The sequence below is a fragment of the Sphingomonas canadensis genome (genome assembly GCF_026013525.1).
GTDB lineage: Bacteria > Pseudomonadota > Alphaproteobacteria > Sphingomonadales > Sphingomonadaceae > Sphingomonas > Sphingomonas canadensis.
In genome coordinates, this window is the sequence record NZ_JAPDRA010000003.1 from 368016 (window position 1) to 381682 (window position 13667).

At 68.5% G+C, this 13667-nt stretch carries 10 protein-coding genes; 4 read left to right on the plus strand and 6 right to left on the minus strand.

The features are described from left to right. Nucleotide 1 precedes the first annotated feature (1 nt). Nucleotides 2-1825, plus strand: a complete 1824-nt coding sequence (glmS, locus tag OM513_RS09445) for a glutamine--fructose-6-phosphate transaminase (isomerizing) (RefSeq protein ID WP_264943927.1) — start codon at nucleotides 2-4, stop codon at nucleotides 1823-1825. Nucleotides 1826-2030: 205 nt separating this feature from the next. After that, nucleotides 2031-3353 carry an oxygen-independent coproporphyrinogen III oxidase gene (hemN, locus tag OM513_RS09450; RefSeq protein ID WP_264943928.1) on the plus strand — a complete coding sequence of 441 codons (1323 nt, stop codon included), beginning with the start codon at nucleotides 2031-2033 and terminating at the stop codon, nucleotides 3351-3353. 16 nt (nucleotides 3354-3369) lie between these two features. Here the strand turns inward: hemN and OM513_RS09455 are convergent, their stop codons facing one another. The 3 genes from OM513_RS09455 to OM513_RS09465 are packed head-to-tail and all read right to left on the minus strand — an operon-like array spanning nucleotide 3370 to nucleotide 6870. Then, nucleotides 3370-3723 (minus strand): response regulator, encoded by a 354-nt coding sequence (locus tag OM513_RS09455; RefSeq protein WP_264943929.1) that lies wholly within the window; start codon nucleotides 3721-3723, stop codon nucleotides 3370-3372. After that, the gene (locus tag OM513_RS09460) at nucleotides 3720-5894 is read right to left on the minus strand and encodes a PAS domain-containing sensor histidine kinase (protein ID WP_264943930.1); all 2175 of its coding nucleotides are present in this window, start codon (nucleotides 5892-5894) and stop codon (nucleotides 3720-3722) included. The genes OM513_RS09455 and OM513_RS09460 overlap by 4 nt, the downstream gene beginning before the upstream one ends. Before the next feature lie 55 nt (nucleotides 5895-5949). Beyond that, on the minus strand, nucleotides 5950-6870 hold the full coding sequence (locus OM513_RS09465; RefSeq protein WP_264943931.1) for an alpha/beta hydrolase family protein: 921 nt from the start codon (nucleotides 6868-6870) through the stop codon (nucleotides 5950-5952). Between the two features lie 315 nt (nucleotides 6871-7185). On the opposite strand from OM513_RS09465, the gene OM513_RS09470 reads away from it, so the two are divergent. Both OM513_RS09470 and OM513_RS09475 read left to right on the plus strand, forming a co-directional pair. Continuing rightward, a complete protein-coding gene (locus OM513_RS09470) occupies nucleotides 7186-9102 on the plus strand; it encodes a putative bifunctional diguanylate cyclase/phosphodiesterase (protein WP_264943932.1) in 1917 nt (638 codons plus the stop codon). After that, nucleotides 9102-10970: a CHASE4 domain-containing protein gene (locus tag OM513_RS09475; protein WP_264943933.1), complete on the plus strand. Its 1869-nt coding sequence runs from the start codon at nucleotides 9102-9104 to the stop codon at nucleotides 10968-10970. The genes OM513_RS09470 and OM513_RS09475 overlap by 1 nt, the downstream gene beginning before the upstream one ends. Here OM513_RS09475 and OM513_RS09480 read toward each other — a convergent pair whose 3' ends face one another. From OM513_RS09480 to OM513_RS09490, 3 genes are all read right to left on the minus strand, one after another. Further along, nucleotides 10971-11915, minus strand: coding sequence for a Gfo/Idh/MocA family oxidoreductase (locus OM513_RS09480; RefSeq protein WP_264943934.1), 945 nt, complete (start codon nucleotides 11913-11915; stop codon nucleotides 10971-10973). Between the two features lie 35 nt (nucleotides 11916-11950). Beyond that, a complete protein-coding gene (locus OM513_RS09485) occupies nucleotides 11951-13096 on the minus strand; it encodes an SET domain-containing protein (RefSeq protein ID WP_264943935.1) in 1146 nt (381 codons plus the stop codon). A 377-nt stretch (nucleotides 13097-13473) separates the two neighbouring features. Beyond that, on the minus strand, nucleotides 13474-13667 hold a 194-nt coding region (locus OM513_RS09490), incomplete at its 5' end, for a UDP binding domain-containing protein (RefSeq protein ID WP_264943936.1).

The following is a 13667-nucleotide window of genomic DNA, read 5'->3' on the forward strand; positions in this document are numbered from 1 at the left end:
TATGTGCGGGATCGTGGGGATCATCGGCGGGGAAGAGGTTTCGGAGCGGCTGTTCGACGCGCTGAAGCGGCTCGAATATCGCGGCTATGATTCCGCCGGGATCGCGACGATCCATGACGGCGCGATCGAGCGGCGCCGGGCGGAGGGCAAGCTCGCCAACCTGGGCCGCGAGCTGCGCGACGAGCCGCTGCCCGGCACGGTGGGCATCGCGCACACGCGCTGGGCGACGCACGGCGCCCCCACCACCTCCAACGCGCATCCGCACGCCACCGGCGAGGTGGCGCTGGTCCACAACGGCATCATCGAGAATTTCAAGCCGCTGCGCGACGCGCTGCTGGCCAAGGGCCGCCATTTCGACAGCCAGACCGACACCGAGGTGGTGGCCCATCTGGTGAGCGAGAAGGTGGAGGCCGGCGTCGATCCGGTGACCGCGGTGCGCGAGGTGCTGCCGGCGCTGCACGGCGCCTTTGCGCTGGCCATCGTCTTCCGCCGCCATCCGGAGCTGCTGATCGGCGCGCGGCTCGGCTCGCCGCTGGTGGTGGGCTATGGCGAGGGCGAGACCTATCTCGGCTCCGACGCGCTGGCGCTGGCGCCGCTCACCCGCCGCATCTCGTACCTTGAGGAAGGCGACTGGGTGGTCCTCACCCGCGAAGGCGCGCAGGTCTATGACCGCGAGAACAATCCGGTCACGCGGCCGATCGTCGATTCGGGCGTCTCGGGCCAGCTCATCGACAAGGGCAACCACCGCCACTTCATGCAGAAGGAGATCTATGAGCAGCCGGTGGTGGTGGCGCAGACGCTGCGTTCCTACCTCAGCCGCATCGACGCGCGCGTATCGCTGCCGATCCCCGAGTTCGATCTGGGCGCGATCCGGCGCGTAACCATCGTCGCGTGCGGCACCAGCTATTACGCCGGCATGGTCGCCAAATACTGGTTCGAGCAGTTCGCGCGCGTGCCGGTGGATTTGGATTTCGCGTCGGAGTTCCGGTATCGCGCGCCGGTGATGGAGGATGGCGGGCTGGCGCTGTTCATCAGCCAGTCGGGCGAGACGGCGGACACGCTGGCGGCGCTGCGCCACGCACGCGGCGAGGGGCAGAAGATCGCGGTGGTGGTCAACGTGCCCTCGTCCACCATGGCGCGCGAATCCGATCTGCTGCTGCCCACCCACGCCGGGCCGGAGATCGGCGTTGCATCGACCAAGGCCTTCGCCTGCCAGCTTGCGGTGCTTGCCGCGCTGGCCGCCAATCTGGCGCGGGCCAAGGGGAGGCTGAGCCCCGAGGAGGAGCGCGACATCGTCCGCCACCTGGAGGAGACGCCCGCCGCGCTCAACGCCGCGCTGGCCAATGATCCGGCGATCGAGGCGATGGCGCATGTGATCGCGGGCGCGCGCGACGTGCTCTACCTGGGCCGCGGCACCGATTACCCGCTGGCGCTGGAGGGCGCGCTGAAGCTCAAGGAGATCAGCTATATCCATGCCGAGGGCTATGCCGCGGGCGAGATGAAGCACGGCCCCATCGCGCTGATCGACGAGAACGTACCGGTGATCGTCATCGCCCCTTCCGGTCCGCTGTTCGAGAAGACCGTTTCGAACATGCAGGAGGTCCAGGCGCGCGGCGGCAAGGTTGTGCTGATCAGCGACGCGGAGGGAATCGCCCAGGCGGGCGAAGGCTGTCTGGCGACGATCGAGATGCCCAAGGTCCATCCGTTGATCGCGCCGCTGGTCTATGCGGTGCCGGTGCAGCTTCTGGCCTATCATGTCGCGGTGGCGAAGGGCACGGACGTGGACCAGCCGCGCAACCTCGCGAAATCGGTGACGGTGGAATAGGGGCGTCTTCGGCTTCGCGTAAAGCCGAGCCGGCCCGCTCCCCCACCCGGCCACCCAACCTCAGTATCTTATGGGTGGCCGGGCGAAGGAGCGGGCCGGTGCGGCGCTCGTGTCAGACCGCTGAATCAGCCGCTGGCGATACGGAAGTTTCCTAGGCGCGGCGGGGCCGTGTCTTTCCTAGGTTCGGCCGACCGACCCGGGGGACATGAGTTTGAAGGCCGAGATTCTCGCGCGCTACGCCGATCGCCAGCTTCCGCGCTACACCAGCTATCCCACCGCACCGCATTTCACCGCGGAAATAGATGCGGCGACGCATCGCGCCTGGCTGGCGGCGCTGCCCGCGGACGATCCGGTGTCGCTATACCTCCATCTGCCCTTCTGCCGGGCGATGTGCTGGTATTGCGGCTGCAACACCAGCGTCACCACGCGCGAGGAACCGGTGCTGCGCTACCTCGACAGCCTGGAGCGTGAGATCGCCTGGGTCGCCGATGCCGCGCCGGCCGGGCTGCCGGCGGCGCATGTCCATTTCGGCGGCGGCACGCCCAGCCTGATCCCGCCGGACCGCTTCGTGGCGCTGATGCGCCTGCTGCGCGATCGCTTCCGCCTGACCGGCGACGCCGAGGTGGCGATCGAGATCGACCCGCGCACGCTGGACGAGGCGATGGTGGCCGCGCTGGCCGAAGGCGGGGTGAACCGCGCCAGCCTGGGCGTGCAGAGCTTCGATCCCGCCGTGCAGCGCGCGATCAACCGCGTGCAGAGCCTGGGCCAGACGCATGAGGCCGTCACGCGGCTGCGCGCGGCCGGCATCAACGGGCTGAGCTTCGACCTGATCTATGGCCTGCCGCACCAGACCACCGGTTCGTGCCGCGAGACCGCGCTGGCGGCGGCGGCGCTGGGGCCGGATCGCCTGTCGGTGTTCGGCTATGCCCATGTCCCCGGCTTCAAGCAGCACCAGCGCCGGATCGACGAGGCCGCGCTGCCCGGCGCGCGCGAGCGCTTCGAGCAGGCCGAGGCGATCGCCGAGGTGCTGGCGGACGCGGGCTATGTGCGCATCGGGCTCGATCACTTCGCCCGGCCGGAGGATGCGCTGGCGCGCGCCTTTGCCGAGGGGCGGATGCACCGCAATTTCCAGGGCTATACCACCGATGCCTGCGCCACGCTGATCGGCTTCGGCGCCTCCTCGATCGGGCGGCTGCCGCAGGGCTACCTCCAGAATGCGCCGCGCGTGCCCGACTATCAGGCGCGCGTGGCCGAGCAGGGTTCCGCGGTGGTGCGCGGCTGCCGCTTCCAGGGCGAGGACCTGACCCGCGCGGCGATCATCGAGCGGCTGATGTGCGACTATCGCGCCGACATGGACGGGCTGAAGCCGCCCGAGGAACTGGCGGAGCTGGAATCCGACGGGCTGGTGCGGCGCGAGGGCAATGTGGTCGCGATTCCCGATGATGCGCGGCCGCTGGTTCGCGTGGTGGCGGCGGCGTTCGACGAATATCTGGGGCGTGGCCAGGCGCGTCACAGCCGGGCGGTGTAGGCGGGCCGAACCCGGATTAGCCCGCCAGCATCCGCTCCAGCATCGCCGCCACCTCGGCCTCGCGATAGGGCTTGCCGATCAGGCGGCTGCGGTCGCCCATGCCCTCGGGCGGCGATCCATAGCCGCTGGCGAAGGCGAAGGGCACGCCGCGCGCGGCCAGCGTCTCCGCCACCGCGGTGCTGCGCTCGCCGCCCAGGTTGATGTCCAGGATCGCGGCGTCCAGCGCCTCGGTGCGCGCCAGCTCCAGCCCCTCGGCCAGCCGGCTGGCCGGCCCCACGGGCTCATAGCCGAGCGATTCGAGCAGATCCTCCAGGCACATCGCCACCACCGGCTCGTCCTCGACCACCAGGATGCGGCGGCGCGCGCTCATTCGGGAACCTCGGGCAGCGGCGCGTCCACGGTACACACCAGCCCTTCGGGCACGAAATCGATCTTCACGCTGCCGCCCAGTTCGGCGGAAAGGCCGCGCTCGATCATCCGCGTGCCGAAGCCGCGGCGCGACGGCGGCGCGACGGGCGGGCCGCCATGCTCGCTCCAGGTCAGGTGCAGGCGCGGCCCGCCCCGGGCGTCGATGCGTTCCCAGCGGATCGCGACATGGCCCTGCGGCTGCGACAGCGCGCCATGCTTGACCGCGTTGGTCGCCAGCTCATGGATCGCGAGCGCCAGGCTGATCGCGGTCTTGGGAGCCAGGATCAGGTCCGGCCCCTCGATCACGAAACGGCCCGCGCCGCCGCCATGGGGCGCCACCGCATCGCCGATGATCCGCGACATCGGTACGGGCGCCCACAGCTCGCGGGTGAGCAGGTTGTGCGCTTCGGAGAGCGCGGCGAGCCGCCCCTCGAACGCCCGGCGTGCCGCCACCGGATCGCTGCCGCCCTTGAAGGTCTGCTGGGCGATGCCCTGCACGATCGCGAGCGTGTTCTTCACGCGATGGTTCAGCTCGTCGATCAGCAGCCTCAGGTGGCTCTCGGCGCGTTTCGCCTCGGTCATGTCGCGTCCAATCGCGTGGAGCCCGATTGGGTTCCCTGATTCGTCGTAGACGAGGTGCGAATTGGTCTCCCAGATCAGCTCGCTGCCGTCCTTCGCATGCACCGTCACGGTCAGGCGGGTCGATCCGCCCTCGCGCAGCTTTTGCTCCAGCGCGGCGCGCGATCGCACGAAATGGTCTGGCTCCATGAACTCGGCGATCGAATGGCCGATCACCTCATCCTCGGTATAGCCGAGCGCCGCGAGCACCGCGGGATTCACCGAGGTCAGCCGCTGGTCCAGCGTGGTGGTGACCAGGAAGTCGTTGGTCTGTTCGAAGATGGTCCGGAACCGCGCCTCGCTCGCGCGCAGCTCCTCCTCGGCCCGCTTGCGCTCGGTTACGTCGAACGAGACGCCGACGAAGCGGCTCGGCCGGTCGTCGCCGTAATCGATGCGGACGCCGTGGCTTTGCAGCCAGCGTTCCTCCCCGGTGTCGGCGCGGCGGATGCGATATTCGATGGCATAGGGCTCGCCCGCCTCGAAACAGCGCTGGGTGGTGATCCGCACGCGCTCGCGGTCTTCGGGGCGGATGCGGGCGAACCACTGCTCCACCGTGCCGCGCAGTCCCGGCTCGCGCGGCATGCCGAGCAGGTCGAAGCGGTTGGGCGACCACGCGCCCTCCATCGTCGCCAGGTCCAGCTCCCAGGTCGCCATGCCGGCGCCCTCGATGGCCAGGCGCAGCGTCTCCTCGCTCTGGCGCAGCGCCTGTTCGGATATCCGGCGATTGGTGATGTCCAGCGTCACCGCCAGCACGCCGAACGGCTCCCCGTCCGGGCGCCGCATCACCGATACGGAGTTGTTCACCCACACGATGCCGCCGTCCTTGCGGATGTAGCGTTTCTCATGGGTGTAGGGCGTGCCGTCGCGCACCGCGCGTTCGAACAGCGGCACGTTGCGAACCAGATCGTCGGGGTGGGTGATCGATTGCATCGTCCGGCCGAGCAGCTCCGCGCGGCTCCATCCCGCGATCGCGCAGAAACGGTCGTTGACCAGCGTGAAGCGGCCTTCGAGATCGACCTGGCCGAAGCCTGCGGTGGATTGGTTGATGAAGGCGGAAAGCTGTGCCTCGCGCTCGCGCAGCGCCAGCTCGGCCTCCTTGGCTTCGGTGATGTCGTGCGCCACGCCGATGAAGCCGATGTGGTTGCCGGCGGTGTCCCAGCGCGGCTGCGACGTGGAATGCAGCCAGCGCCACGCGCCGTCCTTGCGCCGGTAGCGGCCGATCAGCTCGAAACCGCGCAGGCTCGTCTCGCCCGCGATCGATTCGGCGACGATGCGCGCCACATCGCCGGGATGGATGATCTCGCGCCAGTCGAAATCCAGCGCCTCCTGATAGCTTACGCCCAGGAACTCGACATAGGCGCGGTTGACGAAGCTGCGCCGCCGGTCGAGCTGCGTGACCCAAACCGCCACGGGAGCGCTGTCAGCGATGGCGCGGAATTCGTCCGGCCCCGGCGGCCATGGCGCGGTGGCGGGGACGCCGCCGCTGCGGCCGTCTTCTGGGGAGCGGGACGGCATTGGGTGCCGAACCTAGCCGTTGCGAACCAGGAAGCAACGGCGAAATTATTGATGCTTAACGTTTTTCAAGCTTGTCGCGGGGGCCGAGCATGGCGCTGGTGCCCTCCAGCTCGGCGCGCGCGGCCGGGTCCTCCATCAGCGTCCAGCGCCAGAAGGCGGTCGTCGCGCGGATCACGATGGGGCGGACGTGCGCGTCCGGCGCGCTGCCGTGCGAACCGCGATCCTGCCCGCCGAACGCGCCATGGTTCGCGCCGTCCAGCCACAGCAGATACTTGCCCCCCGGCGCCATCGCGCGGAACGGGCGCTGCCGGTCCTCGGGCTTCACCGGGGTAAGCTGGGGCACCGCATCCTCGCTGCCGGTGACCGACAGGAAGGGGATGGCGATGCTGGAAAAGGCGTCGGCATCGCTGCGGCGGCCGTTCATCGGCGGCGCCGGGCTGAACGCGATCGCGGCGCGCACACGGCCGTCGGCCAGGTCGGCGGTGCGCAGGAAGCTCTGCCCCGCCGCCGCCTGGGCGGTGTGCGCGCCGAAGCTGTGGCCGGCGACGCCCACATGACGCTCGTCGGCACGGGCGAGGTCGCAGTCGCCCGTCTTCCCATGGCGCGCGACCTGGTCGATCGCGAAGCGGACGTCGCCTGCGCGGGCGACCAACTGCGCCGGGGCCATCGATCCGCGCAGGCCCTGGCTGCGCACCGCCTCACGATCGCTGCCGGGGTGTTGGAGGTGGATCACCACGAAGCCGGCCTGCGCCCATACCTCCGCCCACACGCGCCCGGCCTCCACCGATCCGCCCAGCCCGTGGCTGAACAGGATCACCGGGGCCTTGCCGGTGCCCGCGGGCATGCGGATGCGCACCGGCATATCGCGGTCGCGCGCGGCGTCGTGCCACTTCGCGTCGCAAACGGGGCCGGGCGCTTCAGCGGTGATGGCAGGGACGGCCACCGGCACGGCGGCGAGCGCAAGGGCGAGCAGCATCACGACACTCCGGCTCGTTTCTGGGCTCGCGCAGCTATGCGCCCGCGGGACCGTGCGGGCCAGCGATCAAGTGTAACAGATTGTATCCGAAGGAGGATGCCGGGCGCTTCAAGCCGAAGCCGCGGGGATCCGGTGCGGCTTCGGCTTGCTCCCAGCGCGGCGCCTCAGAGGGGGAGAAAGGCGCCATGTAAACGCAAACCAGGGTTACGCGCTACACGCAGCCCGGAGGGAAGAACCGAACCGCGCGACAGCCTTTACCCGCATTTAACGGCATCCCGATACTCCGTGGAAATACTCTAAGGGGGGTAGCGTACGGTGCGGATACTGATCGTTGACGATGAACCGGCGATGCACGATTCCTATCGCCAGGTCTTCGGGGCCTCGCGAAAGGGCGGGCAGGGCGCCGCGCTCTCGGCAATGGCTGCGGAGCTTTTCGGCGATGAAGACGGCGATGCCGCCGCGCCGCCGGCGGAAGGCGATGCCGATTTCGCATGCACGCACGCCAGCCAGGGCCTCGACGCCGTGGAAGAGGTGCGCGCATCGCTGGACAGCGGGGATCGCTTCGCGGTTGCCTTCATCGACGTGCGCATGCCGCCGGGCATCGACGGCAAGGAGACCGCGCGGCGCATCCGCGCGATGGATCCCGATATCAACATCGTGATCGTCACCGGCTATTCTGACTTCTCGCCGATCGAGATCAGCCGCGCAGCCGGCCCCGCCGACAAGATCTTCTACATCGCCAAGCCGTTCCAGGCCGAAGAGGTGATGCAGACCGCGCGCGCGCTGACCGGCCGCTGGAAGGCGGATCACGAGCTGCGCGCCGCCCGCGTCGCGCTGGCCGAGAAGATCGACCTGCTCGAAGAGCAGAAGCTGGAGCTGGCCGCCAACGAATCCAAGGCCGTCCACATGGCCAACCATGATTCGCTGACCGACGCGCCCAACCGGCTGGCCTTCACCCGCGCGCTGGCCGAGCATGTCCGTGATCGCGAGACGTTCGCGATGGTGATGATGGACCTCGACCGGTTCAAGACGGTCAACGACACCTTCGGCCACCTGGCCGGAGACGAACTGATCCGCATGGTCTGCGAGATCCTGCACGCGGAGATGTCCGACGGCGGCTTCATGGCGCGCCTGGGCGGCGACGAGTTCGCGATGCTGATGAAGGTCAGCGGCGAGGACGAGGCGGTGATGCGTTGCGAGCGGCTGATCCGCGCCTGTTCGACCAGCTTCAAGGTGTTCGGCCATTCGGTCCAGTGCGGCGCCTCCGTGGGCGTCGTGGTGGTCGAGGCGGGGGCCGAGGGCGATCCGGTGGACGTGATGCGCCGATCCGATCTGGCGTTGAACGAGGCCAAGCGCGCCGGCCGCGGCATCGTCCGCGTGTTCGACGAGAGCATGGACGAATCGATCCGCTTCCGCCGCCTGATCGAAAGCGGGCTGAGCCAGGCGATCAGGAACGGCGAGCTCAAGCTGGTGTTCCAGCCGATCGTCGCGCGCGAGAAGCTGGAGGTGACCGGGTTCGAGGCGCTGCTGCGCTGGCACAGCCCCGAATATGGCATGATCTCGCCCGGCATGTTCATCCCGATCGCCGAGGAATCGAACCTGATCCACGAGCTGGGCGACTGGGTGATCGACGAGGCGGTGCGCGTGCTCCAGACCTGGCCGGGGCAATATGTCTCGGTCAACTTCAGCCCGCGCCAGTTCCGCCGCAGCAATTTCGTCGGCCACATCGTCGAACGGGTGCAGCATCGCGGCGTATCGCCCCAGCGCTTCCAGATCGAAATTACCGAGACCGCGATCTTCGACGACGCCGAGCGCGCGGCCGATACGCTCTATCGCCTGCGCCAGATGGGCTTCCGCATCGCGCTGGACGATTTCGGCACCGGCTATTCCTCGCTCTACAATATCCGCAAGTTCGCGCTCGACAGCCTGAAGATCGACCGCAGCTTCGTGGACGGCATGGGCAAGGAGCGCGAGAGCGCCGCCATCGTGCATTCGATCATCCACCTCGGCCGCGCGCTGGGGCTGGAGGTGGTTGCCGAGGGCGTCGAGACCGAGACCCAGCTCCAGGCGCTGCGCGTCGCGGGATGCAGCCACCTGCAGGGCTATTACCTCGCCCGGCCGATGCCGGAGGAGGACGCGCTGTTCCTGGCCAAGGCGCGCTACATGATCGACGATGAGGCGGACGTCGAGGAGGAAGGCGAGTTCGAGCCGCGCAACGGGACCTACGGCTGATGCCGGACGAAGCCGCCGCGCCACGGCGCGGACGCCGGCTCTCCCCCCGCACGCTGGGGGCGAAGCTGGTGCTGATCCTTACCGGGGTGGGGCTGATGGGCGCGATCGCGCTCACCGGCTTCCTGTTCCTCGTCATCACGCCCAGCTTCAACCAGTTGGAGCAGGGCGCGGTGACGGGGCATGTCGATCGCACCCACGCCGTGCTGGGCGAGTTCGCCACCAAGGTCGAGCAGACGGTGCGCGACTATGGCGACTGGAACGACAGCTACGAATATATGGCGCACCAGACCAAGGCGTTCGAGGAGGACAGCTTCTCCACGCTGGCGATGGTGAACCTGGGCGTGAACGGCATGGCCTATGTCGGGAACGACCGGAAGATCGTGATCGCGCGCTGGATCGATCTGGATACCCAGGCCGATATCGCTCCGCTGCGCGAGAGGCTGACCCAGGCGATCGGCGGGATCGATCTGGCGCGCACGCTGAAGAAGGGCGAGAGCTCGGCTTCCTTCTATCTCCGCCTGGGCGATCAGCTTGCCGCCGTGGGCGTGGCGCAGGTGCGCCGCAGCGACGGCACGGGCGATCCGCGCGGCTATGTGGTGATGGCGCGCACGATCGGATCGGAGCAGCTCAGCACGCTCCTCCAGCTCAAGTCGCGCATCGATCTGTCGAACCCGCTCGCCGACGTCACCGTGACGCGGCACGATCGCACGATCGACATCGCCGTGCCGATCCGCGGGCCGGACAACCGGCCGGTGGCGACCGCGGACTATAGCGTCGCGCGCGATCTTTCGCTGCTGGGCACGCGGATGCTGGGCCTGGCGGTGGTGGGATCGGTGGTGCTGCTGGCCCTGGTGCTGTGGGTGCTGCGGCTGGTGATCTCCCGCATGGTGATCCGCCCGCTGCACCGGGTGGAGAAGCATATGGGCGTGGTGCGCCAGTCGGGCGGGCTGGGCCTGTTGACCGAGGAGCCGCGCCGCGACGAGATCGGCAGCCTGGTGACCAGCTTCAACTCGATGCTCCGCCAGCTAAAGGACCTGCGCGAGCAGCTTGAGGTGCAGAGCTTCACGCTGGGCCGCAGCGAGAGCGCGGTGGCGGTGATGCACAATGTCCGCAACGCGCTCAATCCGATCAGCACGGTGCTGAGCCAGGGGCTGGCCACGCCGCCGGTGCTCGATCAGGCGATGCTCGACCGCGCGTTCGGCGAACTGCTGCGCGACGATGTGCCCTTGGTGCGGCGCCAGAAGCTGGTCGCCTTCGCCGCCGCAGCCACCCAGGCGATCGGGGAGGAGCGCGAGGAGCGCCGCCGCCAGATGGAGATCGGCCGCGAGGCGCTGCACAATGTTCTGGAGATCATCGGCAAGCAGCAGGAGGCCGCGCACGAGCGGCCGCAGCTCGAAAGCTGCGATATCTCCGAACTGGTCGCGCGCAACGCCACGATCGCCCGCTATTCGGGCGAATGCTCGATCGGCGTCAGCTTCCCGTCGCGGCCGCATTGGGCGCTGGCCAACCGCATCATCCTGAGCCAGGTGATCGGCAACCTCTTCTCCAACGCCGCCGAGGCGATCGCCGCGGCGGGGCGCGGCACCGGCACGATCACCGTTTCGGTCCATGAGCTGGGGGACCGCGTCGAGCTGGTGATCCGCGACGATGGCGAAGGATTCGATCCGGAAAGCGCGCCCACGCTGTTCCAGCGCGGCTTTTCGACGCGCGAGCACAAGTCGGGCGGGCTGGGGCTCCATTGGTGCGCCAACTCGATGGTGGCGATGGAAGGCTCGCTGCAGTTGCTGAGCGAGGGCAAGGGCACCGGCGCGCGCGCCGTGCTGACGCTCAAGGCCGCGCCCGCTGCCGCGGAGGAGCTTGCCGCCTGATCAGCGCGCCGCCAGCGGGTGGCGCAGGCTGGCATCGCTGCTGATCGCGGCCTCGCGGATCTGCGATACGGCCTCGATCGCGGTGCGGTTCTCGTCCAGCCCGAAGCCGCGGCCTGCGAGGATCTCCTCATAGGATCGCGTGTGGAGGTTTTCGAAGCCGCCGGAGAATTCGATCTCCTTGCCGTCGACGGTGATCGATCGCCACGTCCGCTGCGCGCGCGCCGCTGCTTCCGCCGGCAGGTCGCCCGAATCGATCGAGAGGAACCAGCGCACCCGCGCATGTTCGAACTCCAGATATCCGGCCGCGCGCTCCGGCGCGTGCAGGTGGACGCGGTTCTCCTGCAGGGCGCCGAAGATATAGTGGAGCATGTCGAAGAAATGGACGCCGATGTTGGTGGCGATGCCGCCGGACTTGGCGGTGTCCGCCTTCCACGACTGCATGTACCATTTGCCGCGCGAGGTGATGTAGGTCAGCTCCACCTCATGCTTGGCCCCGGCCGCGCCGGCGCGCACCGCCTCGCGTAGCGCGATGATTTCCGGGTGCAGGCGCAGTTGCAGGATGGTGTGGACGCGCCGGCCGGTCGCCTGCTCCATCTCCAGCAGCCCGTCCAGGTTGCGCGGGTTGAGCACGATCGGCTTTTCGCAGATCGCATCGGCGCCGCTGCGCATCGCGAAGCGGCAGTGCGCGTCGTGGAGATAGTTTGGCGAGCAGACCGCGACATAATCCAGCGATCGCGCCGGATCGTGGCGTGCGACATTGTAGACGTGCCGGTCGAACCGCTCGAACTCAGTGAAGAATTCCGCATCGGGGAAGAAGCTGTCGATGATGCCGACGCTGTCGTTCACGTCATAGGCGACGGTGACGCGGTTGCCGGTCTCCCGGACCGCCTTCATGTGGCGCGGGGCGATATAACCGGCGGCACCGATGAGCGCGAAATTCTTCATGCGCGCTCGCTACGGCGGCGGCCCGCTTTGCGCAACTATCCCGCGCGGCGGCGCGGATGGGCCAGGTCGTCCTTGCGGCGCAGATAGGGGGCCACTAGGTTGCGCGCGCGGAAGAACTCCTGACGGTCGGCGTCGAGCGAATCGAAATTGCCGATCACCCGCCGGCAATCGGTCGCGCGGCACTGGCAGATCATGTGCCAGTTCGATTCCTTCAGCGTGGTCGAATAGTCCCAGGTCACTTCCTCGCCCGGAACGATCGCGCGCACCGCTACCAGATGGACCCCGTCGTCGGTGAAGCGCAGGCCCGCGTTGGGCGCGCAGCTATGGTTCACCAGATCGTCGATCCGGCCGGACGGCCCCATGTAGTGATCGGGGGTCACCTGGACGAAACGATCGCTCTCGCCGCGCATCAGGCTGGGCACCTGATCGGCGCGGAAGCGGCGGCCGGTGAATTCGATCAGCACGTCGCCCTCGTCGAAATGGGCGGCGGCGAACACGGCTTTGCCCAGATGGTTCTCGCCGACGCGGAACAGATTGCCCGATGGCTTGTAGCGATCGAGCACGAACAGCCGTCCGCGCCGCACGCCGAACGAGCGGATCGGGTTGATCGTGGCGAGCCCGATGATGAACCACACGCTGGCGTGGCACAGGAATTCGACGACGACATAGGCGAGCTCGGAAAACTCCGGCCGCACGCCGCGCACCGTGATCAGCAGCGTCGCCAGATCGCCGAAGGTCCACAGGCCCCAGGCCGGCGAACGTTCGTTGTTGCGATCGCGCCAGGCGCTCGCCCAGGTCGGCCAGAAGCTGACCGGCACCGCGGCGACCACCAGCATGTGCGCCCAGAATGCATCGCGGAAGGCCAGCCACACCACCAGCGCGGCCATGCACGCGCCGATGCACAGCGTCTCGGCATGGCTGGGTGGCGCCCAGGACGAGCGGCGCCAGATACCGATGGTGACGGCGATGCAGGCGACGGCGGAAACCGCGAACACCCATCCCTGGGGCGCGCCGGGATTGACCGCGGCATAGGTGAGCGCCTCCAGCCCGGTCGCGGCGCTCCAGATCAGCCACGACGCGCGGTTCGGCCGCACGAGCTGGCGGCGCAGCCCGGCGAGATAGACGGCATAGCCGGAAAAGCTGAATCCGACTGCCAGAAGGAACCACAGGTCGAAGGTCAAAGTCCCACTCCCGAACAGTGTTGTTTACCATGTCCGGGCGAATCCGTCTACTCGCGACTCGCGGTGAATCCACGAGTCGCGGGGAATCTGAGGGATTTATGGCTCGTTTTGCGGACTCGGAACTGGTTAAGAGTCAAGCCGGTTAGGCGATGGTTTCGCGCTAATGGTATGCGCCGGTCTCGCGGGTACCTAGGGCTTGTGGCTTCGGTCACGCGGCGCGGGCCTGCAGGCCCGTGCGGGCGAGGCGGCGGCCGATGCGAAATGCCGGCGCGGCAAAGGCCCGCGATCCGCGCCCGTGCAGGGCGGCGGGACGCGAAGCGACAGCGGGCAAGAGGCACGCCGCGGCCCGATTCGAATCGGGCCGCGGCGCGCGTCGTTCAGTTTGGTTTGCCGATGGAGACGAGGTTGAGGCCTGCGCGTTTTGCGTCGGCCGGGGGATAGATGTTCCTGAGGTCGACCAGGAGGGGAGCGTTGAGGAGCTCCTTGAGGCGGGAGAGGTCGAGCGCGCGGAACGCATCCCATTCGGTGACGATGACGAGCGCGTCGGCGCCGTCGGCGGCGTCATAGGCGC

What these genes read in the sequence shown, in the direction of transcription:
- glmS (WP_264943927.1), top strand. Translation starts at nt 2, where the DNA reads ATGTGCGGGATCGTGGGGATCATCGGCGGGGAAGAGGTTTCGGAGCGG.
- hemN (WP_264943928.1), top strand. Translation starts at nt 2,031, where the DNA reads ATGAGTTTGAAGGCCGAGATTCTCGCGCGCTACGCCGATCGCCAGCTT.
- OM513_RS09455 (WP_264943929.1), bottom strand. Translation starts at nt 3,723, where the DNA reads ATGAGCGCGCGCCGCCGCATCCTGGTGGTCGAGGACGAGCCGGTGGTG.
- OM513_RS09460 (WP_264943930.1), bottom strand. Translation starts at nt 5,894, where the DNA reads ATGCCGTCCCGCTCCCCAGAAGACGGCCGCAGCGGCGGCGTCCCCGCC.
- OM513_RS09465 (WP_264943931.1), bottom strand. Translation starts at nt 6,870, where the DNA reads ATGCTGCTCGCCCTTGCGCTCGCCGCCGTGCCGGTGGCCGTCCCTGCC.
- OM513_RS09475 (WP_264943933.1), top strand. Translation starts at nt 9,102, where the DNA reads ATGCCGGACGAAGCCGCCGCGCCACGGCGCGGACGCCGGCTCTCCCCC.
- OM513_RS09480 (WP_264943934.1), bottom strand. Translation starts at nt 11,915, where the DNA reads ATGAAGAATTTCGCGCTCATCGGTGCCGCCGGTTATATCGCCCCGCGC.